Source organism: Massilia sp. TWP1-3-3 (assembly GCF_049897805.1).
Classification (GTDB): Bacteria; Pseudomonadota; Gammaproteobacteria; order Burkholderiales; family Burkholderiaceae_D; genus Telluria_A.
On record NZ_JAFCWX010000028.1, the window covers coordinates 37,629 to 59,993 of the forward strand.

The window sequence follows — 22,365 nt, forward strand, 5'->3', positions numbered from 1 at the left end:
CGCACCCCTCTCCTGACTAGCCTGTTGGCGCACCCGAAGCAATTTGGGTGCGCATTTTTTTGCCCCGACCGTTCTTCAGTCCAAGGAAATCCATGTCCGCATCCGCTCTCAGCGCAAAGGTCTTTGCCCTCTAGCTGTTCGTCCTCGGCGCGGGCCTGATGATGGCGACCAACGTCTTGCTGTCAGTGTTTCGGATTGCGCCGACCACCGAGGTATGGATCCATGTCGTCGGTCTGATCGCGTTCATGCTGGGCGTGTATGCATGGGTACTGGCCACGCACGAAAGCAAGGCGTTTTTCGAAGCGTCGGTGTATGCGCGCGCGATCGTGTGCATGGCCTTCATTGTCTTCGCAGTCCTGCAACTGGGCCCACCGATCATTTTCCTGTTCGGCGTGGCAGATCTGCTGGGCGCCATCTGGACTTACTTCGCCCTGAAAGCCGACGCGCAGCCAGTACGACGCCTTACGGCGCCCAACCCTGACGACAATACTGCAAGCAAACCTCAACCGAGGTCAGTTCCCCCATCCCAACACGAGCTCGTCCGAACCACATTTTTTATTTCTTGGTGAATTCTGATCTGCCCGCTAAAACAGCCTTGCGGCAACCTTCGTTTGTAACGTCGACCATCCATTCTGATCAGGCCATACAGTGCAACAATCCACACTCGCAAGTCTTCCGAGTCCTGTGGCTTGTGCGGATAGCACTGCGACGCGTCCGCATTGGGCCGTGTACACGAATTATCACTTGCGGACCGCCTCCTTTGCGTTTTCTTTCGTGGCCCTTGGCATGCATGTGTGGGGCAAGGGGTATGGTGAGGTCGCCTGGGCCATGCTGGCACTCCAATTTCTGATCTACCCCCACCTGATGTTCCTGCGTTCCCGCCACGCCAACAATACGCAACAGGCCGAAATTAACAACCTGCTCATCGACACTGTGCTGATGTCGATCTGGACTTCATTTCTGCAATTTCCCGTGATGATTGCACTCATACTGTGGAATGCCACATCGATCAATCTCACCTTCACCTGCGGGCTCGTCGGCATATCGATCGCACTGTTGGCGGTTGCAACCGGCATTGCGATGTCCTTTCTCGCCTTTGGCAGTCACTTTTCGCCGGCGACGGGGTCGCCCGTTGATCTGTTGTGCTGGGTCGGCATGTCATGCTATCTCCTTGCCATTGGTAACGCGGGCTACAGTCGCAATCTGCAATTGCGCACCACGCGAGAGCGTTTGCGCAGGGGCGAACAGACGCTGCATACCGCCAACGAAACGCTGAAGTGGCAACTTGAGGAAATCCGGGAACGGCAGGCAGAGTTGAAAGAGCAAGCCATTCGCGACCCGCTGACAGGTCTTTACAACCGGCGCTACCTGGAAACGATCTTGACGCGAGAGTTAGCGCGTTGCGATCGCGAGGGGGAAAAGTTGACGCTGATGATGATCGACGTCGACTACTTCAAGCGAGTCAACGACACTTATGGCCATCAGGGCGGCGACGAAGTCTTGAAGAAACTGGCGGCATTGTTATTGGAAAGCGTGCGCGCGACCGATGTGGCCTGCCGTTTTGGCGGTGAGGAATTCCTGGTGTTGCTGCCGGACATGCCCCTGGACATTGGCGCAGCGCGCGCCGATCAGTGGCGCGCCGCATTCGCCGCGACCGCCATTCCTTTCGGTGGTGTAAGCATACAGGCCACGTTGTCCATCGGCATCGCCACCTACCCCGAGCATGGCGCCTCGCCGAACGACTTGATCGGGTGCGCGGATGTGGCGCTGTACCGTGCAAAAACCAGTGGCCGCAATCGCGTCGTGTCATTCGAACACGATGCGACAAGCGGCCAATAGTGATACGACTCGTTAGATAGGATACGCCGCCGGGGTCGAGATGTTGCTTAGTGGTTGTGCAGGAAACTCTTGAGCTTGTCCGAACGCGATGGCTGGCGCAGCTTGCTCATCGCTTTCGCTTCGATCTGGCGAATCCGCTCGCGCGTGACGTCGAACTGCTTGCCCACTTCTTCCAGCGTGTGGTCGTTCGACATTTCTACGCCGTAACGCATGCGCAGCACTTTCGCTTCGCGCGGGGTCAGCGAATCCAAGACTTCCTTGATCACATTGCGCATCGAGGCGTGCAGCGCGGCATCCAGTGGCGCCAGCGTCGTGTTGTCTTCGATGAAGTCACCCAGTTGCGAATCGCCATCTTCGCCCATCGGCGTTTCCATCGAGATCGGCTCTTTGGCGATCTTCATGATTTCGCGCACTTTGTTTTCCGGCATTTCCATCTTCAGCGCCAAGGTCGCCAAATCCGGCTCGCTACCCGTTTCCTGCATGATCTGGCGCGAAATGCGGTTCATCTTGTTGATCGTCTCGATCATGTGCACCGGCACCCGGATGGTGCGCGCCATGTCGGCGATCGAACGCGTGATCGCCTGGCGGATCCACCACGTGGCGTAGGTCGAGAACTTGTAGCCGCGGCGATACTCAAACTTGTCAACCGCCTTGAGCAAACCAATGTTGCCTTCCTGGATCAGGTCCAGGAACTGCAAGCCGCGGTTGATGTATTTTTTCGCAATCGAAATTACCAGGCGCAAGTTAGCCACCGTCATTTCGCGCTTGGCGTGGCGCGCGCGCTTTTCGCCGGCAGCCATCTGCTTGTTGATCTTGCGCAGGTCAGCCAGCGGCAAGGCGACGCGCGCCTGCAGGTCGATCATTCGCTGTTGCAATTCCTTGACGGCCGGGACATTACGGGCCAACACGGTGCTGTATGCATAGGCGCAGTCTACTTCGCGGTCGACCCATCCCAGGTCCGTCTCGCTGCCCGGGAACACCTTGATGAAGTGGGCGCGCGGCATGCCGCAGCGGTCCACGCAAATGGCCAGCACGGCTTTTTCAATGTGGCGCACTTCGTCCATCTGGCCACGCAGCGTGTCGCACAACTTCTCCACGACCTTGGCCGTGAAGCGAATGCCCAGCAGTTCGTTGGAGATGACTTCCTGCGCCTTGACGTACTTGGCCGAACCATAACCTTCCTTGGTGAAGGCGGCAGCCATCTTGTCGAATTCCGATTCGATCAAGGCGAACTTTTCCAGCGCGCCTTTCTTGAGCTGGTTCAGCTGCTCGGCCGAAAAGCCCGCCGCGCCGCCGTTGGCGTCGCCGTCTTCTTCTTCGTGCTCTTCTTCGTCTTCCTCGTCGTCGTCGGAGGCGGCCACGTGCGGCGCCGGCGCCTGCGGCGTGGCCGATTCGTTCAGGTCGACAAAACCGTCGACCACTTCGTCCACTTTAATCGTGTCGGCGGCAATCTTGTGCGACAGCGCGATGATTTCGGCGATCGTCGTCGGGCAGGCGGAAATGGCCTGGACCATGTCCTTCAGGCCGCCTTCGATGCGCTTGGCAATTTCAATTTCGCCTTCGCGCGTGAGCAGCGCCACGGCGCCCATCTCGCGCATGTACATGCGCACCGGATCGGTGGTGCGGCCAAAATCGGAGTCGACCGTCGACAGCGCGGTGGCCGCGGCAGCTTCTACTTCATCGTCGCTGGTGGCAGTCGCTACCGTGTCGGTCAGCAGCATCATTTCAGCGTCAGGGGCGCGCTCGTAGACGGCGATGCCCATGTCGTTGAAGGTGGCAATGATGCCTTCGACCGCTTCTGGATCGATAATGTTTTCCGGCAGCTGGTCGTTGATTTCGGCATACGTCAGGTAACCGCGCTCTTTACCCATGTTGATCAGGTTTTTGATCTGGGTACGGCGCCGCTCCATGTCGGCTTCGGTTGCTTTCGGGTCGGCTGCGAGCACGACGCCGCCCTTGGCCTTGCGTTCCTTGGCCTTGGACACAGCTTTCAGTTCGGCACGCTCGACCGCGTTCAGGGCCGCGACTTCATCGTTTTCAGGCGTGAATTCGCTCGGCTTGCGCCCACGCCGGCCCGGCACCTTGACCGACGGCAGCAGGTAGCCGGACGTATCGATCGACGCCAGCGTGGCCGCGTCGGTAGTCTGGCTGACCGACTGGCCGGCAGTCTGGATCACGGTCGGCTCGACGTCGAGCAGCTTTTTGACGGCCCGCGCTTTGGGCGCAAGCTTGACCACCGGCTCGGAAGCCTCGGCCACGGATTCGTCGCGCACGGCGAGCCGGGAACGCTTGCGCACAACAACGGGCACCGCAACTTCTTCGTTTGCTGCTATATTGCCAATGTGCGTGGCAAGTTCGGGCGCATCGACATCGCTGGCGGCATCGACTGCAGCGAGCAAGGAGCGCTTCTTGACGACCGTGACCTTCGCTGCCGCTTCCGTTTCAACAAAATAGGAAGTCGCCGTTTTCGGCACGGCCAGCGGGGCCGCGCTTTTGCGCGGTGCTTTGGTGGCGGTGAGCGTCAGGGTTTTGGCTTTGGTCGTCATTAAAACTCCAGTCAATAATTCACCCGGGTCCCGCGTGCGGACCCGATTGAACGGTGTTCAGGGTGGCCCGATGATAATGGGCCAGGGAAGCCTGCTTTTTAAAGCAAGCCCGTTGCGCAGGGCGCGGCAGACCGCGCCAATTCCTGCTCCACCCCTCGCTAGGGGCGGTGGTGGCCATGGCGGCCGCAGGGCCAGACAGAACGAAAAAAAGCCCGCTAGCTAAAACGGGCTTGAATCTATTACTTCGAAGAAGAAATAGAGGAGACAAGCCCATTATGCACTAACGCAAGATATCGCGATAATTGATATAAACAATACCAGATATAACGAACGCTTATAACCTGCGGGAGCTGGATTGCTCTCTTTCATCTAGCTGACACCTCTGCGCTGCCTCAATCCGTGCGCAAGGCAAGAGGCGGATCATACACCATTTTGGTGCTCGCGGCTCATCACGCCGGACCGCCTCAATGAATAAAATCCCCGCACTTGCGAATGTGCCCATGCTATCCTTCCGGTTCCAGCTCTTACAATGAAGTCAATGAATACAACTAGTCTAGTCGCCGAGTCGGCCGACACTGCGGCCCCGGCCACTCCGGCTGCGGCCACCCCGGCAGCAAGCGCCGTTCCTAGCGCGCGCACCCTGCTCAAACAGTTCCAGCAACAGTTCCCTGCCTTCCGCGATTGCCTGCCGCTGGCGATCGGCATCGACAAACAGATACTGGCGCGCATGCCAGATCTCGATCGCAAGACCATGCGTACGGCGCTCGGCATCCATACCGGTTCGCTGCGTTATCTGCGCGCCATGGAAAAAGCCACGGTCCGTTTCGATCTCGATGGCGTCGCCGGCGCCGAAGTGACCGACGTGCACCGCGCCCACGCCAAAGAAACCTTGCAGCAGCGTTTCAAAAAAGAAGCGGATCGCAAGAAGGCCGAGCGCGACGCCGCCCAGCTGGCCGAGGCCGACCGCCTGCGCCAGGAAAAGCTGTTGCAGCTGGCCTCTAAATTTTCGCGCAACGGCTAATTCCCCGTTCATGACGCCGGATTCCGACGCATTGCTGCCGCCTTACGACGGCATCAAGATGGCTGACGTGCGCCTGGTGAAAACCGAGCGCGACGCAGCCGAGGCGCTTGCGGCGCTGTCGGCCATGGATGTGATCGGATTCGATACCGAGAGCAAACCGACTTTCCTCAAGGGGGAAGCATCGACCGGGCCGCACCTGGTGCAGTTGGCCACCGACGAGGCGGCCTACCTGTTCCAGATCGGCGCCGCCCCGGTACTGGAAGTGCTCAAGGCGGTGCTTGAGTCGCGGGCGATTTTGAAGGTGGGCTTTGGCCTGCAGGATGATCTCAAGCGACTGCGTGCCAAGCTGGGCATTGATGCTTGCAACGTGCTCGATCTGTCGACTGCGCTGCGCAAGGGTGAACGCAATACGCTCGGGGCCAAGACGGCGGTGGCAAGGTTTTTCGGGCAAAAACTGCAAAAGTCCAAGAAGATCACGACCACCAACTGGGCCTTGCCGCGCTTGTCAGAAAAACAGCTCTTGTATGCAGCCGATGATGCTCACGTGGCGTTGAAGATTTACCGGCGCTGGCGGACCGATCAAGCTGCGGCGAACGCCCATTCATAAGCGCATCGCACGCGCGCCTTTTTTTGCGACGGCCGCATTCGCAATGACGATATGGGCCGGTCAGCGCGCTTTGCCGTTGCATGCGACAATTCGTCCATGCCAAATCCTCTCCGTCTGACCCTGCTGGCCGCCTGTTTCTTCGCAGCTCCGGCCTTTGCCGACCGCCCCGCCGTCCTGCCCGACACCATGGCCCAACGCTTGGTCGCCTGCACATCCTGCCACGCGAAAAAAGACGTCAACGACCAGTATTTCCCGCGCATATCCGGCAAGCCGGCCGGCTACCTGTACAACCAGCTGACCAACTTTCGCGACGGCCGCCGCCAGTTTCCCCTGATGACCTATATGGTCGGCCACATGTCCGACGAGTACCTGCACGAAATCGCCGCCCACTTCGCCGCCGAACACCTGCCCTCGCCGCCATCCCAGCCGACCGGCGCCAGCGCCGCCGTTCTTGAACGGGGGCGCGTGCTGGTGATGCTGGGCGATCCCGCCATCAAGGTGCCGGCCTGCATTGCCTGCCACGGCCAGCAATTGACCGGCGTAACGCCCAGCATTCCTGGCCTGCTCGGGCTGCCGCGCGATTACGTCAACGCCCAGCTCGGCGCCTGGCGCAGCAAGACGCGCCGCGCCCACGCACCCGATTGCATGGGCGAGATTGCCAACCGCCTGACGCTGCCGGACGTGGCTGCCCTGTCAAGCTGGCTCGGCCTGCAGCCGGTGCCGCCCGAGGCGCGTCCGGCCAGCGCCGTTGCCCGCCCCTTGCCCCTCGATTGCGGGAGCGCGCCGTGAAAAAAACACTCCTAACCGCGCTCGCCGTCATCGCCGCCCTGGCGCTGCTGGCCATCATCATCGCCTGGCCGCGCGCCCACATGGTTGCGTCCAGCTCGCCGGCCGCCCATGCGCCCACCCCGGCCAATATTGCGCGCGGGGCTTACCTGGCCAAGGCTGGCGACTGCATGGCCTGCCACACGGTACGCGGCGGCGTGCCTTACGCCGGCGGGCGCGCCATCGCAACACCGTTCGGCCGCCTGCTCGCGCCCAACATCACGTCGGACCGCGACACGGGCATCGGCGCCTGGACGCCGGACGACTTCTGGAACGCGCTGCACAACGGCAAGTCGCGCGATGGCAGACTGCTGTATCCGGCCTTTCCGTACACGAGCTACACCAAGGTGACGCGCGACGACGCGGACGCCCTGTATGCCTACCTGCAGAGCGTGCCCGCATACAAGGCGCCCAGCGCGCCGCATGAATTGCGTTTCCCCTACAACCAGCAAGTCATGCTGGCCGCCTGGCGCCTGCTGTATTTCAAGCCCGAGCTCTACGTGGCAAGCGCAACCCGCAGCGCGCAGTGGAATCGCGGCGCTTACCTGGTCGAGGGCCTGGGACACTGCGTGGCGTGCCACAGCAGCCGCAATCAGCTAGGCGCCAGCCAAGGCGGCCTGTCCGGCGGCATGATCCAGACGCTGGGCTGGTACGCCCCGTCGCTGACCTCCAACGCGGAAGCCGGCCTTGGCGACTGGCAAGTGCCGCACATCGTCGCGCTGCTCCAGACTGGCGTCTCGCCACGCGCCACCGTATTTGGTCCCATGGCCGAGGTGGTCGAGAAAAGTTTGCAGCATTTGTCGGCGCAAGATGCAACCGCCATGGCCGTGTACCTGAAAGCCTTGCCCGCCGAGCCTGCGCCGCAGCTGGCCATGCCCGCGGGACCGAGCGTCGACAAGGTCATGCAGCAGGGCAAAGAACTGTATGAGAACAATTGCGTCAATTGTCATGGCGCCGACGGCAAAGGCTTGCCGCCGCACTATCCGCCGCTGGCGGGCAACCGTGCCTTGACGATGGCCGAGTCGGTCAATCCGATCCGGATTGTGCTCAACGGCGGCTTTGCGCCCGCTACGCGGGGCAATCCGCGCCCGTATGGCATGCCGCCGTTCAGCCACACTATGAGCGACCAGGAAGTCGCTTCAGTCGTGTCCTACCTGCGCGCAGCGTGGGGCAACCGGGCGCCGCCGGTGACGGCATCCGAGGTCAATAAGTACCGCGAAGTACCTCTGGACTAGCCGCCAGACTAGCCGCTGGACTAGCCACGCCCCTACGCGGCGCCCAGCACGGCGCTGTAGCAGGCGTCGGCAAAACCGATCCGGTCGGTCGTTGCGTTGCGCGCGTCTTCCATGCTGATTTTTTTATCGCGCAGTAAATGGACTAGCGCCGCATTCATCGAGTGGCAGCCGGCATTGAATTTTCCCGTGCCGCCATCCATCAGCGCGCGCACTTCCGCCAGCCGGCCCGATTCGATGATCCGCGTCACTTCCGGGTTCGACGTCAGGCACTCGGTGGCAAGATAGTAGCGCTCGCCTTCCATCGACGGCAGCAGCGCCTGGCACAGCACGCCGCGCAGGGCGCTGGCCAAGGCCTGCGATTGCGCTGCCGAATTACCCAGCAGGCGCAGCATTTTTTGCAAACCCAGCTCGGTCGAGCGGGCGTGCAGCGAGGCCAGCACCAGCGGTCCCGACTCGGCCAGCGCCAGCGCTTCCTGCGCCGTTTGCGCGTCGCGGATTTCACCGATGACGATCACGTCCGGCCGCTCGCGCAAGGCGTCGAGCGCGCCGCTGTAGTAACTGTCGACGTCGCCATCGCGCCCCACTTCGCGCTGGGTGATGATGCAATGGCGCTGGGGAATCAGGGTTTCCACCGGGTCTTCAATGGTGATGATGTGGCCCGAGCGCGTCTTGTTGATCTGGTCGAGCATGGAGGCGATCGTGGTCGATTTTCCTTGGCAAGTGTCGCCGATGATCAGCACCAGGCCGCTGGTGAGCTTGGCAAAATCCTGCTCGACCGCACGCAAGCCGAGACTGGAAAGCGCCAGCGGTTCCTTGGGGAAACGGCGCACCACGCAGCCGAGCCGCTTTTTACCCTGGAACGTAAAACAGTTGGCGCGGATGCGCGCGGTGTGCAGGTCAATCGAGCGGTCAAAGGCGCGGTCGGCGATGCGTTCCGCCCAGTCCGGCTCGATGACCTCAAAGAACTCTTCCAGCTCTTCCTTGGTGATCGGCGAATCGCTGACCGCAACCAGGCCCTTGGGCTGGCGCAGCATCAGCGGACTGTTCTGGTGAATGATGATGTCGCTGAAAATCAGCTTGGAATTTAACAGATGCAAAATCTGTTCGACCAGCGTGCCGAACACGGGATGGTCTTCATTCTCGATGTAGGTCAGCGTACGAATTTGCGAGGACTGGTGGTTTTCCATCTGGCGGCGTCTCTTTAATCGGCAACAAAATTGTGCGACCAATTATACGGCGAGTCGGCAAACGGCAACGGGAAATATTGCAGTACGGATACACTCAATGAGGCATAAAAACAGCACCTTCAGTTTTGCATCCAGCGCCGCTGCGCGCGTTTTTTAACGCGTCCTGTGACCCCGCTGAAACCCCGTCTTCAAATCGGTCGACACTTTGACGCCGCCAGCATGGACGAACACTTCATCAGGCGGCTCATCGCCGGCCAGCGCGCCCGATACCACGGCCAGCCCCTCGCCCTTGCGCACCAGCGCGTCGCAGCGCTCATACACATTGCCGCAGCCGGTCTCGGCGATCAAAGCCTGCACGATTGGCACTTTCCAGGCATCCACGCCGGCCGCCTGGAATTCGCAGATCACATAACCCTCCTTGCCGCCATACTGCTCCACCAGCAAGCCGGGCAAGCCATCGGCCTCGGCATTGATCAGCTTGATGATCTCGTCGGGCCGGGCTTTTTTCGCCGCCGCCGCGCTGTTGGCCAGCGCCGCCTTCACCAGCCGCTTCATCAGCGCATGGTCGACCGGCTGGCCCTCGTCGAACGTCCATACCCGCGCCCGGATCTGCGACTTGGAATTGTATGCCGCCCGCGCCAAGAATTTTTGCGCCGATGTTTGCACGATGGCCGTGCCGCCCGGCTTCATTTTTTCGTTCGGCTTGCCATCGACTTTTTCAACCGCCGAAGCGTAAATCCACGGCTCGCCGGCGAGCAAGCTTTTTTCCTTGCCCTGTTTGATAGTGATGATCAGCATAAGAATCAGTAAAATTTATTTGAAGCGCACATGATACCGCCTCCGGCAGGTTCTAGAGGACATCCTCTAGCCTGATGCGGTTTTTGTTGCCATTAGACCGATCGGTCTATAGCATCCATTGCATGACATCCCTAGCCGCCCGCACCCGCCTGATCAACGCCATGACGGCCGCCCTGCAAAAGCGCGGGCTGCACGGCAGCGGCCTGACCGAACTGCTGGCCGCCGCCGGCGCGTCCAAGGGCGTGCTGTATCACCACTTCCCGGGTGGCAAAACAGAATTGGCCGTCGCGGCCGTCAATGCCACCGTCATCCGCCTGTGCAAGATGCTTGACGAACGCATGGCCGGCAATGACCCGGCCGCCGCCCTGATGGCGTGGATCGATACCGCCCAGAATCGCCTTGCCGCCAGTGGCTACGAAAACGGTTGTCCGTTGGCCACCATCGCCCTAGAAACCACCGCCGCCGACGTCGAGATTCGCGCCGCGCTGGGCGCCGGTTTTTCGATGATCCGCGTGCGCATGGCGGACGCACTGCTGCGCGCCGGCTACGCGAGCGCCTCCGCCAATGCCCTTGCCGCCTTGCTGCTGGCAGCCTATGAAGGCGGTCTGCTGCAGGCGCGCGCGGCCGGCACCCCCGAACCCATGAACCTGGTCGGCGAAGCGCTGCTTTCGCTGTTGACCCTGCACCGCCCACCGGAGTAACGCATGCCCGAATTTCAAGCCAAGAGTCAAGTTGAGAGTCAAACCAAGCGCCAAGTCACGAGCGTCGCGCTGACCTTGACCACCGCCGACGGCTACCCGATTGCCGCCACCCGCTACCCCGCCCACGGAACAGCGCGCGCCCACCTGGTGATGGCCGGCGCCACCGGCGTGCCCCAGGGCTTCTACCGCCGCTTCGCCGAATTTGCCAGCAGCCAAGGTTACAGCGTGATGACGCTCGACTATCGCGGCATCGGGCGCTCGCGTCCGGCCAGCCTGAAGGGGTTTCGCATGGACTACCTGGACTGGGGCCGCCAAGACCTGGCCGCCGCCGTCGACGCCATGAGCACGCCCGGCTTGCCGCTGTATGTGGTGGGCCATTCGTATGGCGGCCACGCGTTTGGCTTGCTGCCCAACCATGACAAGGTTGCCGCCCTGTACACCTTTGCCACCGGCGCCGGCTGGCATGGCTGGATGCCCCCGCTCGAACGCCTGCGCGTGCTGCTGATGTGGCGCGTGATCGGCCCGCTGATCGTGCGCCTCAAGGGCTACCTGGCGTGGAACTGGCTGGGCATGGGCGAAGACTTGCCGATCGACGTCTACCGCCAATGGAAGCACTGGTGCACCTTTCCGCACTACTTTTTCCAGGACCCTAAAATGGCGCACCTGAAGGCCGGTTTCGCCAGCGTGCGCAGCCCCATCATGGCGTGCAACGCCCTCGACGACCTGTGGGCGCGGCCCACCTCGCGCGACGCTTTCATGGCCGGCTACAGCAACGTGGCGGTGCAGGCGACCGACGTTGACCCGGCCAGCGCGGGCATGGGGCCAATCGGGCACATGGGCTACTTCAAGCAGAACTGCCTGCCCTTGTGGCAAGGCGCGCTGGACTGGTTCGAGCAGCACCGCGCTGCGAGCGCCGCCCCCCTGTCGCGCTAAATTGCATTCTGTCTGGCGCGCCCGGCAGTTTGTCGCAAACGACAAGCGTGCCGGCCCGCTCTTTCTTATGATGGCTCCAGACCACTACAAGGAGCCACCATGAAACACCAGTTCAACCTCACCTCCCGCCTGCGCCAGCTTGCCTTGGCCGCCGCCGTTGTTGCCTGCGCGGTCCCGCTGACGATGGCCATGGCCGGCCCGATGGACTGGATCGGCGGCGTCAAGGTCCAAGGCAGCGGAAAGGTCGTCAAACAGACGCGGGCACTGGCCCACTTCACCGGCGTCAATCTGAATGTCCCAGGCGACATGGAACTTCGCCTCGGCAACACCGAGAGCATCACCATCGAGACCGACGACAACCTGCTGCCGCTCATTGAAAGCGTGATTGCGGATGGCGTGCTGCGCATCCGGCCGGTCAAGCGCAACACCAACTTGCACGCGCGCACCTTGCATATCGTGGTGTACGCCAAGAATATCGACCGGCTGGCCCTGTCGGGTTCGGGCTCCATCGATTCGGACGCGCTCAAGGGCAACAAGCTGCAGTTCGACATTGGCGGCTCCGGTTCCATCAACGTCAAGGGGATGGAGGCTGAAGCGGTCGCCATTAGCGTGGGCGGCAGTGGCGACTTGAAGAGCGGCGCGGGCAAGGCCAACACACTGTCGGTGTCGATTGGCGGCTCGGGTGACGTGGATGTGGGCAAAGTCCAGGTGGGCGACGCGAGCGTCAGCGTGGCCGGTTCGGGCGAAGCGACGGTGTGGGCCAACCGGGGCTTGAGCGTGACGATCGCCGGCTCGGGCGACGTCAATTACTACGGCGACCCGAAGGTCAGCACGTCGGTGGTGGGATCAGGCGACATCACCCGCATGGGCAGCTCGCCCAGGTAAGCCGATCGCCACGGACTGTAGGTCGGAAAAGGGCGAAGCCCTTTCCCAACCTACCAAAGCCTACGAAAGCCAACTCTATGGCCGCTAGTGCACCGCTTGCGGACTGACAAACGTCATCGGCTTGACCGGTACCTTGACCGTCACGCTGTCGCCCTTGCCATCCTTGCCTCGCACCAGCAAGGTCAGTTCGATCGCCTCGCCCGCCTTCAACTGGCGCTTCAATCCGGTCAGCATGATGTGATACCCGCCCGACGCCAGATTGACCACCTTCCCCGCCGGCAAATCAATCCCGTCAACCGCCCCCATCTTCATCATGGACCCGGTCATTTCCATTTTGTGCAGCTCGACCGTGGCCGCAACCGGTGAGCGCACGCCCACCAAGCGCACCGCCGTTGCCGACTGCACATGCATGAACGCGCCTGTGCTGGCCTGGGCCGGGACGGTGGCACGTACCCAAGGCGCGGTCACGCTTACTTGCGCTTGTGCCTGGGCCGCGCCAGAAAGCAAGCTCAGCAAAAAAGTGGCGGCAAACAGTTTGTTCATGATCAAATTATAGCTCAGCGCTCGGCCTTGAAATCTTCGCGTTCGATCAGCACCGTCGAGACGCTGTCGGTCAGGTAAATCTGTCCATCCTGTATCGTGCACTGCAGCTGCATGTTGCGGCTGGCCAGCGCCGTCAGCTGCGCGCTGGCCTCGGCCGGGATGTTAATCACCGACAGTTGCTTGGCCCGCTCAAGCTTGTTGGCAATTTGCTTGTACCAGATGTGGCTCGTTGCGCTGTAGCTATAGACCACCACCCGCTCGCTGCGTCCGGCCGCCTTCATCAGACGTTTTTCGTCCGGCTGGCCGACCTCGATCCACAACTGGATCGCCCCGGTCAAATCCTTTTGCCACAAATCCGGCTCTTCGGTGTCGAACAAGCCTTTGGTGAACGTCAGCGACTCGCTCGCATGAATGGCAAACGCCAGCAGGCGGATCATCATGCGTTCATCGGTTTCCGAGGGGTGGCGCGCCAGCGTCAGGAGATGTTCCTGGTAGTAGTTGCGGTCCATGTCCGCAATCTGCAGTTCTGCCTTGTAAATTGTTGCTTTGAGAGCCATCGATGCCAGTGCCTTTATTTACTTTAGTGACTTGAATTACGTTGATTACTTGAAGACGACCGTCTTGTCGCCGTTTTGCAAAATGCGGTGTTCCACAAACCATTTGACGGCGCGCGCCAGCACCACGCACTCGACGTCGCGCCCGATGGCGCTGAGCGTGTCCGCATCCATCGCATGATCGACCCGCTCTACATCTTGCTCGATGATCGGTCCTTCATCCAGGTCGCCGGTGACGAAGTGGGCTGTCGCGCCGATCAGCTTGACCCCGCGGTGATGCGCCTGCGCATACGGTTTCGCGCCTTTAAAGCTGGGCAAAAATGAGTGGTGGATATTGATCGCCTTGCCGCGCATCGCCTCGCACAGGCCGGGCGACAAGATCTGCATGTAGCGCGCCAGCACCACCAGGTCAATTTGATGGGTAGCCATCAAGTCCAGCACGCGCGCTTCCTGGGCCAGCTTGGTGGCTGCGTGCGCCCCTGCGGCCAGCGGCAAATGGTGAAACGGAATATTGTAGCTAGCCGCCAGCTGGTAAAAATCCATGTGGTTCGACACGATCGCCGGAATCTCGACCGGCAGCAGGCCGCTCTTGTAGCGAAACAGCAAGTCGTTCAGGCAATGGCCGATTTTCGACACCATCAGCATCACGCGCGGCTTGGCGCGGGCGTCGTGCAACTGTCCATGCATACCCATCTGCGTGCATAGCGCCGCGTACTGCTCGCGCAGCACGGTGTCGCCCACGGCCCCGTCTTCCAGCGCAAAATGCACGCGCATGAAAAACAGCTTCGACTCGGCATCGCCAAATTGCGCCGAGTCGATAATATTGCAGCCATGCTCGGCCAAAAAGCCTGTTACGCGGTGCACGATGCCGCGTTGATCCAGGCAGGACAGGGTCAGAATATATTCCGGATGGGTCATAGTTAACTAGGTGTCGAAGCAAGAAGATTGTGAACCTTGTATTGTCGCACGGGCCGCCCGAAAACGAATCAGCATAAAAAAGCACGAGCGTTCCAATTTCCGGTATAGTAGTCAGATTGCCACCATACATAAAGGACTTCGCCATGTCGATTACCGCCCTGAAAAACCAGCAATTCCGCCTCGCCGCCCGCCCGGTTGGCCTGCCCAAGCGCAGCGACTGGGAGCAGACGACCGAAGACGTGCGCGAAATTGCCGACGGCGAGATCGTCGTCAAGGCGCTGTATCTGTCGCTCGACCCGGCCATGCGCGGCTGGATGAATGAAGGCAAGTCCTACATCCGCCCGGTCGCCATTGGCGAGACCATGCGCGCCGGCGGCGTGGGCGTGGTAGTGGCGTCCAAAAGCGACAAGTTCGCTGTCGGCGATGTCGTTTCCGGCGGTATCGGCGTCCAGCAATACTGGGTTGGCGCGGCGGCCGACAAGACCGCCGGCTTTTTCAAAATCGACCCGCGCATGGCCCCGCTCACCACTTGGCTTAACACGCTCGGCATGCCCGGCATGACCGGTTACTTCGGCCTGATCGAATCGGGCTTGCCGAAAGCGGGCGAGACGGTCGTGGTGTCGGGCGCGGCGGGCGCAGTCGGCATGACGGTCGGGCAAGTGGCCAAGCATCTAGGCTGCCGCGTGGTCGGCATTGCCGGCGGCAAGGAAAAATGCGACTTCGTCGTCAATGAACTGGGCTTTGACGCCTGCATCGACTACAAGGGCGGCGACGTCAAGGATGGCTTGAAGGAACACTGCCCGAAAGGCGTGGACGTGTATTTCGACAATGTCGGGGGCGAGATCCTCGACGCCGTGCTCACCCGCATCAACCTGAAAGCGCGCATCGTCATCTGCGGCGCAATTTCCCAGTACAACAACACCAGCGCCGTCAAGGGCCCGGCAAATTATCTGTCGCTGCTGGTGAACCGCGCGCGTATGGAAGGCATCGTCGTGTTCGACTACGCCGACCGTTACCACACCGGCGTGGCGGCGATGGCCAAGTGGATGCAGGAAGGCACCTTCAAGAGCAAGGAAGATGTCGTCGACGGCCTTGAAAATTTCCCTGAAGCGTTGCTGATGCTATTTGAAGGCAAGAACTTCGGCAAGCTGTGCCTGAAGGTGGCCAACGCGTAAATCGTGAACATGGTGTAGCTGCCCGCCAAACAGCGGCAGCACGTTCGGCACACATCGTCCTCGCGCACGCGGCGCGCGATGTGTGTACTTGACCGAATCCGCGTCGGCCCCAACTTTACGGAACTCGGCACTTCAATCAAAGTCTACCTCTTGCTTATTCGAAGCACGCTCACCATTGCTGCGATGGTGTCCTTTCATTCGTCTTACATTGAGGTAGCCAATGCCAAGTTATCCCCCACATTCCCCCATGCGATCGGGCATCGAAGCCCAGGTCAGCTTCATGACCGAACTAACGCGCCGCAGCTACGATTCGGTCCGCAAGCTGAGCGAACTTAATCTGCATTTTGCCCAGCAGCTGTTGCAAGATGGCGTCGCGGCCACGCGCCAGGTGCTGGCCTGCTCCGACCCGCTGCAAATGGCGGCCGCCATCGCCAACGCAAGCCAGCCCGCCGCCCAGCATTTGCGCAGCTATCAGCAGCAACTGATCGGCATGTTCACGGGCGCCCAGCTCGACCTGCTGCGCGAGGCTGAAACAATGGTGCCGCAGGCCGGCAGCTACAGCGCCGCGCTGGCGCAGGTCATGGCGGGCGAGCAACTCGCCGGCGACGATGCGCTCACCAACCCCTCGCGCGCCAACGGCACCTCGGCCGACAGTAGCGGCGCCGTGCACCATGTGCACTGATCCTCACTCACAGGAAGAGCACCATGTCCAACCAGGATAAGCCAAAAAACAATGCCGCCACCGATGCGCTTGAACTGCTGAAAGCCGATCACGACAAGGTAAAAAGCCTGTTCCGCGAATTTGAAAGCTTGAAAGGCAACGACGACGAGGACGAACGCAAGTCCGAACTGGTCGACGAAATCTGTTACGAACTGACGGTTCATTCCATGCTCGAAGAAGAAATCTTTTACCCGGTGCTGCGCTCGGCCATTGATGACGACGACATGATGGATGAAGCCGACGTCGAACATGCCGGCGCGCGCGAACTGATCAGCCAGCTCGAAGTCATGTATCCGGGCGACGATCACTTCGACGCCACGGTGACGGTGCTGGGCGAAGAAATCGCGCAGCATATCGACAAGGAAGAAAGCGACATGTTCGAGGCGGCCCGTTCCGCCGGCATCGATCTCGACGACCTCGGCGAGCAGCTCGCCGCCCGCAAGGAAGAACTCGACGAAGACCTGTCCTCGCCGCCCAGCTCGGTTGATGCGATGGAGCCGCGCAATGGCTCGCGGCGGGCGCCGCGCGCACCCAACTAAGGACAAGGCTGGAACTAATCATTTTGGGCGGGTCTCTAACTTCCGAGCGCGGCACTCAGGCGCTTTGATCCGATACCCGCCTACCCAAGGAGATCGACATGGCGACAAGCAAAGATAGTGGAAGCAAGAGCGGCAGCTCTGGCGGCAACGCGCAAAAGAGCAGCAGCGGCAACGGCGGCCCGGCAAAACGGGGCTTCGCCGCAATGGATGAAAACCAGCAGCGCGAAATCGCCAGCAAAGGCGGCCAGGCTGCGCATCAAAAAGGAACCGCACACGAATTCGATTCCGAAGAAGCGCGCCGGGCCGGCCAAAAAGGCGGCGAGGCGGTCAGCCGCAACCGGGAACACATGGCCGACATCGGCCGCAAGGGTGGGGAAAGCCGCCAGTCAGCCGCGCGCAACAACAAGGAAGGCGCCCCCGCCGCCAAACCGGGCTCGCGCCAGGGAGGCAAGAGCGGCGAGTAAGCCGCAGGCAAGCACCTAGCGGCAGGCAGCAGGCAGCAACCAGCAACCAGCAACCAGCAATCATCAAGCAGCAGTCTCAGCCGCAAGCACCAATGTGAGCCTCAACACCGGGCTGGCGCCGTTAACGGCGCCAGCCCGTTTGTATGTATTCATCTTGGCCGCATAGTTAGAAAAAGCATATCGCCTCCCTGCGATGGCGTGATCAGTCGGGCCACGTTTTGCACGCCGGTATGGCAATCAGCCAAGCGGAACGCAAAACAAGCGCCACCGCCCCCCGCATTCAGTCTATCCTCATGTTAAGATTTCCGCCCAACGATCCCGGAGCATGCGCAGGCATCATCTCCTTTGGAAAAACCCCATGAATTCGCCGGACAAGAATGCCGCCTTGCACGCTCCCGACCCGACGGCCACGTCCGTCGATGCGCCCGGTCGCGACGCCATCGCGCGCACCCTGGACGCCCTGTACGACGGACGCCAGCCGCGCACCTACGAAAACCCCAATCCGTGGAGCCGCGGCGGCGACGATCCGCTGGACGCCATCAGCGTCTGGCAACGCGCCGCACCGGTGCCCCACTGGCACTACGTGAGCTATGGCTTGTCCGACCTGTACGCAAAAAAATCAGGCAGCGCCGCCAGCGGCTACGGCTTTGAATTGACGCTGCGCGTAGCCTTCGAAGGCAGCGCCGGCGAGCCGCCGCTGTGGCCCATGCACCTGCTGCAAAGCCTGGCGCGCTACGTCTACCGCAGCGGTCACGGTTTTCACGACGGCCACCGGATGAGCATCAACGGCCCCATGTCGCTCGGTTCGCCAACTGCGCTGTGCTCGATGGCCTTTACCTTCGACCCGGAATTGCCAGCCATCGCCACGCCCAACGGCAGCGTCGCCTTCCTGCAAGTGGTGGGCCTCACGCTCGACGAGGAAGCCGTCGCCCACAAATGGGATACGCGCAAGCTGCTCGACACCTTATTGCCTTTCATGCCGTTATGGACAACCGACCTGCAGCGTCTTTCCTTGCTCGGCAAGCCGGGCGTGCTGATCACCGCGACCGAGGGCATCCGCCGCGATGGCTCGTCAAGCAGCGCGGCCTACACCGATCTGCTCGATCTGCACGAGCAAAAGCGCTGGCTGCGCAAGGCACTGGTGCGGGTAACGCTGGGCGCGCGCCAGATCGAGCAACTGGCTGAATTTATTCCCTTGCGTCTGCCTTTTGGCAAGACGTTCGAACTCACCGGCCCGCGCGGCCGGCTGCGCTTTGAACTGGGCAAGAAAAACAATTGGCGCCTCGGCCGCGACCGCGTGCTGCACCTGCAGGTGAGCGCCCAGACGGTCCAGGAATTGGCCACCCTGCTCCATCCCCGCGAAGGGGTGTACAAACTGCCGTCGTTCCAGCACATTCTGTGGGACGTGAAGCCGACCACGATTCGCAATGCCGAGGGCGGCATCGTCGACGTGATCGGCTAGCAGTTTTGCCGGAACGGTTTACAGGAATCAAGCAAGCCGGACACCAGGCTGGCCAAGGACAGTCCGCCAGGCTGCCAGCCAAGTCATTGAACCTGACAAGAACAAGATGACGCTTTTTCCGCTCTTCCAGCATACCCGGCGCCACCCGTCCGCCATCCTGCTGATGGTGCAACTGATGGGCATGCTGCTGTACCCCTTTATCGAGAGCACCCGCGCCGGGCTGGTGGTATTCAATGTATTCGGCGTTGTCGTGCTCGGCTTTACCGTGACCATGGTGCGCCGCACGCCCGGCCAGACCTGGTTCAGCGCGACCGTGGCGCTGGCGATCATTGCCTTGCTGGTACTCGAAACCTGGTTCGGCATGGGCATCTTGCTGCCCTGGTCGTCCGCATTGGAAGCGCTCTTCTATTTCCACGCCGCGTACAGCTTGATTTCCTACATGATGGAAGACTACCAGGCGACGACCGACGAACTGTTCGCCGCCGGCGCCACGTTCACGCTGATCGCGTGGGGTTTCACGCATGTCTTTATCGTGATGCAAACGCTGCAGCCGGGCACTTTTGCCGCCGCCGTTAATGCCGCCGATGCGCGCACCTGGAGCGAACTCAATTACCTCAGCTTCGCGCTGCTGTCCTCCACCGGCATTGGCGACGTGATTCCGCTCACCCCGCACGCACGCGCCGTGGCCAGTGTGGAAATGTTCTGCGGCCTGATCTACCTGGCCGGCGTCGTCTCGCGCCTGATCGGCCTGACCATGCAGGCGCGCCCCGGCAAGTAAATCGCGCGCAAGATCGGGACAGCATCGAATTGACACCGGGGTCAGACCACTTTTGCGTGTTAAAGTGCGCGAATGCAAGTGCTCAAATATCTCAGCGCGTATTCGGACCAGACGCGCGCGCAAGTGTCCAAGCTCATCGAAGAGGACAAGCTGGTCGACGTGTTGCGCCAGCGTTATTCGTCTGCCCACGCGATTCGCACAGACAAGGGGCTTTACGACTACGTCCAGGATTTGAAATCGGAATTTCTGCGCAACGCCGATCCGATTAACAAGGTAGCGTACGACAACAAAATCCATGTGATCCAGCACGCGCTCGGCCTGCACACGTCCATTTCGCGCGTCCAGGGAGGCAAGCTCAAGGCCAAACATGAAATCCGCGTCGCGACCATGTTCAAGGATGTGCCGCTGGAATTTTTGCGGATGATCGCCGTCCACGAGCTGGCGCACGTCAAGGAAAAGCAGCACGACAAGCCATTCTACAAGCTGTGCTGCTACATGGAACCAAACTACCACCAGTACGAATTCGACCTGCGCCTCTACCTTACCCAGCTCGAGCTGTCGCCCGAGCGCCTGTGGTAAGCCGCCTGCCTGTAGCGCGCCCTATTTGGCCAGCTTGTAACGCTGCTCGCGATACAGCAGCGACGGCAGGATGACGTGCGCCATGGCCTTGTCGACCTGCGCCGCGCTCGGCTTTTCTTGCCCCAGCGTCAGCTCGCCCTTGGCCGAATCATACTGCCCCAGCAACGGCGCCTGGCTGGGCCGCAAGATGGTGGCAGTACTGCCCTCCAGCCACGCGAAATAATTATCGAACTGCAGCATCGCGCGGCCCGGCGCCTCGCTCTCGCGCGCCAGGTCGCGCCCGATCATCGGGTGCGCGCTCGACACGCCCATCAGCGACAGCAGCGTCGGCCCGAGGTCGATTTGGCTGGCGATGGTCTTGATGGTTTTCGGCTGGATGTCCGCCCCCATGATCAAGCCGGGTATGTGGAATTTGTTGATCGGCACCAAGCTGTTGCCGTACACCCGGTTATCGTGGTCGGCAACGATCAGGAACACGGTGTCTTTCCAATAATCCTGCTTCTTGGCTTCGCTGATGAATTTGCCAAGGGCGTAATCGGCGTATTTGACGGCATTGTTGACGGTCTGTTTGGCCGGGTCATGCAGCGTGATTTTACCGTCGGGAAACTCAAACGGTTCATGGTTCGATGAGCTGAAAATCAGGCTGAAAAAAGGCTTGTTCTCGGAATGCAATTGCTTGAGGCGCTCGAGCGACTTGTTGAACAAGTCCTCGTCGCACGCGCCCCAGGCGCCTTCAAACGTCATCTTCATGTCGCGCCGGTCGACGATCTTTTGAAAACCGTTACCTGTGAAAAAGCCGCGCATATTGTCGAAGTGCGCCTCGCCGCCATACACGAATTCGGTGTGGTAGCCCTGCTTGCCCAAGCCCAGCGCCAGCGTGTAAAAATTTTGCTGCGCGAGCGAAAGCTTGACCACGCTGCGCGCCGGGGTTGGCGCGTAGCCCGACACCACCGCTTCGATGCCGCGCACCGAGCGCGTGCCGGTCGCATACAGCTGCTCGAACCACCAGCCTTCCTGGCGCAGTTTTTCCAGTTCCGGCGTCACCGGCACGCCGCCCAGCGAAGCGACAAAGGTCGCGCCCAGGCTTTCCTCGAGCACAATCACCAAATTTAACGGCTTGTCGCGCTTGACCGCCGCCTGCTGGAAGTGCAAGGTGGGCAGCTCGGCCGAGTCAAAACGGTAGTCGGCGAGCCACGGCGCGGCCTTCACCTGCTGGAATACTTTTTCGCGCGGGAAGGCGCCGTAGATTTCGGACGAATGGGCTTCCTTGCGCATCGACGCGAACGCGTCCAGCACCGACCAGCCCGAATTGATGATCAGCGAATTGACCAGCGCGTCGCCGCTAAGCGCAAACAGCGCCGGATTGGCCGGCCGGTGGCCCGTCGTCGAGCGCACCTGCACCAGCACCAGCAGCACGACCAAGGGCCACGTGAGCAGCAGTTTCTTGCTCGACCAGGTGACAGCCTGGTCGGACGCGTGTTTCAGCAAGCGGTAACTGCCCAGTCCAAGCAGCACTGTAAATACCACGCCGCCGACCAGAGCAATCCGAAAGCCGTTCCACAGCGTGGCGAGCACTTCCTTTGGATAGGACAGGTATTCGATGAACAGCCGGTTCGGGCGCACATCGAACTGCATGATGAACTGGGGCGACGAGAGCTCCATGAACACCACGAAAATGAAGGCCACCGTGGCCCACACGGCACTGAAGATCTTCCAGAAGCGCGCCGAAAACCGGTGCGCGAGCAGGGGCGCGAGCAGCACCGGCACCACGATCAGGTAGCCAAGCAGGATCAGGTCGGCGCGCACGCCCTGCACCAGCATCTGGCCCACGATGCCGGCCGCCTTGACGCGCTCCCACTGCCAGGCAATGAGCGCCACGCGCGCCACTGACAATACGGCCAGTCCGAGCAGTACCATCTGCAGCAGCACCGCGTACGGCCCCGCCCAGCGGGTGAGGCGTGCCAGGCGGCTGGCGCCCGGCGGTGCGGTCGATGCGGTGGGTGCGGCGCGTTCAGTCATGGCGTAATACCGGGTTCGTTAAATGGTGTGCCCGGG

23 protein-coding genes are annotated in these 22,365 nt (G+C 61.2%); 16 read left to right on the top strand and 7 right to left on the bottom strand.

Translation table 11 applies throughout. The features are described 5' to 3' along the window. Nucleotides 1–158 precede the first annotated feature (158 nt). Entirely contained in the window at nt 159–569 is a 411-nt protein-coding gene (locus tag ACP7D4_RS22080; RefSeq protein WP_426211347.1) for a hypothetical protein, read from the top strand. 157 nt (nt 570–726) lie between these two features. Next, nucleotides 727–1,839, top strand: a complete 1,113-nt coding sequence (locus tag ACP7D4_RS22085) for a diguanylate cyclase (RefSeq protein ID WP_426211349.1) — start codon at nt 727–729, stop codon at nt 1,837–1,839. A gap of 47 nt (nt 1,840–1,886) precedes the next feature. On the opposite strand, the gene rpoD is transcribed toward ACP7D4_RS22085, so the two are convergent. Then, nucleotides 1,887–4,385, bottom strand: coding sequence for an RNA polymerase sigma factor RpoD (gene rpoD / locus ACP7D4_RS22090; RefSeq protein WP_426211351.1), 2,499 nt, complete (start codon nt 4,383–4,385; stop codon nt 1,887–1,889). Between the two features lie 529 nt (nt 4,386–4,914). Here rpoD and ACP7D4_RS22095 point away from each other — a divergent pair. From ACP7D4_RS22095 to ACP7D4_RS22110, 4 genes are all read left to right on the top strand, one after another. Next, complete coding sequence (locus ACP7D4_RS22095; RefSeq protein WP_426211353.1) at nt 4,915–5,406, top strand: ProQ/FINO family protein; 492 nt, start codon at nt 4,915–4,917, stop codon at nt 5,404–5,406. A 10-nt stretch (nt 5,407–5,416) separates the two neighbouring features. Next, nucleotides 5,417–6,013, top strand: coding sequence for a 3'-5' exonuclease (locus tag ACP7D4_RS22100; RefSeq protein WP_426211355.1), 597 nt, complete (start codon nt 5,417–5,419; stop codon nt 6,011–6,013). A 96-nt stretch (nt 6,014–6,109) separates the two neighbouring features. Beyond that, complete coding sequence (locus ACP7D4_RS22105) at nt 6,110–6,802, top strand: c-type cytochrome (protein WP_426106712.1); 693 nt, start codon at nt 6,110–6,112, stop codon at nt 6,800–6,802. Then, complete coding sequence (locus tag ACP7D4_RS22110; protein ID WP_426211357.1) at nt 6,799–8,073, top strand: cytochrome c; 1,275 nt, start codon at nt 6,799–6,801, stop codon at nt 8,071–8,073. The genes ACP7D4_RS22105 and ACP7D4_RS22110 overlap by 4 nt, the downstream gene beginning before the upstream one ends. 32 nt (nt 8,074–8,105) lie before the next feature. On the opposite strand, the gene ACP7D4_RS22115 is transcribed toward ACP7D4_RS22110, so the two are convergent. Together ACP7D4_RS22115 and ACP7D4_RS22120 are read right to left on the bottom strand one after the other, a co-directional pair. Beyond that, nucleotides 8,106–9,260, bottom strand: a complete 1,155-nt coding sequence (locus tag ACP7D4_RS22115; protein ID WP_426211359.1) for a type IV pilus twitching motility protein PilT — start codon at nt 9,258–9,260, stop codon at nt 8,106–8,108. A gap of 153 nt (nt 9,261–9,413) precedes the next feature. Further along, nucleotides 9,414–10,058 (bottom strand): SAM-dependent methyltransferase, encoded by a 645-nt coding sequence (locus ACP7D4_RS22120; RefSeq protein WP_426106709.1) that lies wholly within the window; start codon nt 10,056–10,058, stop codon nt 9,414–9,416. A gap of 122 nt (nt 10,059–10,180) precedes the next feature. Here ACP7D4_RS22120 and ACP7D4_RS22125 point away from each other — a divergent pair, with 122 nt between their 5' ends. The 3 genes from ACP7D4_RS22125 (at nt 10,181) to ACP7D4_RS22135 (ending at nt 12,577) form a co-directional block, all read left to right on the top strand. Beyond that, complete coding sequence (locus ACP7D4_RS22125; protein WP_426106707.1) at nt 10,181–10,759, top strand: TetR/AcrR family transcriptional regulator; 579 nt, start codon at nt 10,181–10,183, stop codon at nt 10,757–10,759. Nucleotides 10,760–10,762: 3 nt separating this feature from the next. Beyond that, nucleotides 10,763–11,692 carry an alpha/beta fold hydrolase gene (locus ACP7D4_RS22130; RefSeq protein WP_426211361.1) on the top strand — a complete coding sequence of 310 codons (930 nt, stop codon included), beginning with the start codon at nt 10,763–10,765 and terminating at the stop codon, nt 11,690–11,692. Nucleotides 11,693–11,791: 99 nt separating this feature from the next. Next, complete coding sequence (locus ACP7D4_RS22135; RefSeq protein WP_426211363.1) at nt 11,792–12,577, top strand: head GIN domain-containing protein; 786 nt, start codon at nt 11,792–11,794, stop codon at nt 12,575–12,577. Between the two features lie 84 nt (nt 12,578–12,661). On the opposite strand, the gene ACP7D4_RS22140 is transcribed toward ACP7D4_RS22135, so the two are convergent. From ACP7D4_RS22140 to purU, 3 genes are read right to left on the bottom strand one after another with little or no spacing between them, the layout of a single operon-like run. After that, nucleotides 12,662–13,120: a copper chaperone PCu(A)C gene (locus ACP7D4_RS22140; protein ID WP_426106704.1), complete on the bottom strand. Its 459-nt coding sequence runs from the start codon at nt 13,118–13,120 to the stop codon at nt 12,662–12,664. 14 nt (nt 13,121–13,134) lie between these two features. Further along, complete coding sequence (locus tag ACP7D4_RS22145) at nt 13,135–13,677, bottom strand: YaeQ family protein (RefSeq protein WP_426106702.1); 543 nt, start codon at nt 13,675–13,677, stop codon at nt 13,135–13,137. 45 nt (nt 13,678–13,722) lie between these two features. Next, the gene (gene purU / locus ACP7D4_RS22150) at nt 13,723–14,592 is read right to left on the bottom strand and encodes a formyltetrahydrofolate deformylase (RefSeq protein WP_426211365.1); all 870 of its coding nucleotides are present in this window, start codon (nt 14,590–14,592) and stop codon (nt 13,723–13,725) included. Between the two features lie 143 nt (nt 14,593–14,735). Between purU and ACP7D4_RS22155 the strand changes: the two genes are divergently transcribed. The 7 genes from ACP7D4_RS22155 (at nt 14,736) to ACP7D4_RS22185 (ending at nt 20,310) form a co-directional block, all read left to right on the top strand. After that, entirely contained in the window at nt 14,736–15,767 is a 1,032-nt protein-coding gene (locus ACP7D4_RS22155; protein WP_426106699.1) for an NADP-dependent oxidoreductase, read from the top strand. A gap of 247 nt (nt 15,768–16,014) precedes the next feature. Beyond that, nucleotides 16,015–16,449, top strand: a complete 435-nt coding sequence (locus ACP7D4_RS22160) for a phasin family protein (protein ID WP_426211367.1) — start codon at nt 16,015–16,017, stop codon at nt 16,447–16,449. A 23-nt stretch (nt 16,450–16,472) separates the two neighbouring features. After that, complete coding sequence (locus ACP7D4_RS22165) at nt 16,473–17,027, top strand: hemerythrin domain-containing protein (RefSeq protein ID WP_426106697.1); 555 nt, start codon at nt 16,473–16,475, stop codon at nt 17,025–17,027. A gap of 98 nt (nt 17,028–17,125) precedes the next feature. Beyond that, nucleotides 17,126–17,491 carry a KGG domain-containing protein gene (locus ACP7D4_RS22170; RefSeq protein WP_426106695.1) on the top strand — a complete coding sequence of 122 codons (366 nt, stop codon included), beginning with the start codon at nt 17,126–17,128 and terminating at the stop codon, nt 17,489–17,491. Between the two features lie 358 nt (nt 17,492–17,849). Continuing rightward, entirely contained in the window at nt 17,850–18,953 is a 1,104-nt protein-coding gene (locus tag ACP7D4_RS22175) for a suppressor of fused domain protein (RefSeq protein ID WP_426211369.1), read from the top strand. A gap of 106 nt (nt 18,954–19,059) precedes the next feature. Then, nucleotides 19,060–19,731 carry an ion channel gene (locus ACP7D4_RS22180; protein ID WP_426211370.1) on the top strand — a complete coding sequence of 224 codons (672 nt, stop codon included), beginning with the start codon at nt 19,060–19,062 and terminating at the stop codon, nt 19,729–19,731. A 72-nt stretch (nt 19,732–19,803) separates the two neighbouring features. Continuing rightward, nucleotides 19,804–20,310, top strand: coding sequence for a YgjP-like metallopeptidase domain-containing protein (locus ACP7D4_RS22185; RefSeq protein WP_426211372.1), 507 nt, complete (start codon nt 19,804–19,806; stop codon nt 20,308–20,310). 21 nt (nt 20,311–20,331) lie between these two features. Here ACP7D4_RS22185 and ACP7D4_RS22190 read toward each other — a convergent pair whose 3' ends face one another. Then, nucleotides 20,332–22,329 (bottom strand): LTA synthase family protein, encoded by a 1,998-nt coding sequence (locus tag ACP7D4_RS22190; protein WP_426106690.1) that lies wholly within the window; start codon nt 22,327–22,329, stop codon nt 20,332–20,334. Between the last annotated feature and the right edge of the window lie 36 nt (nt 22,330–22,365).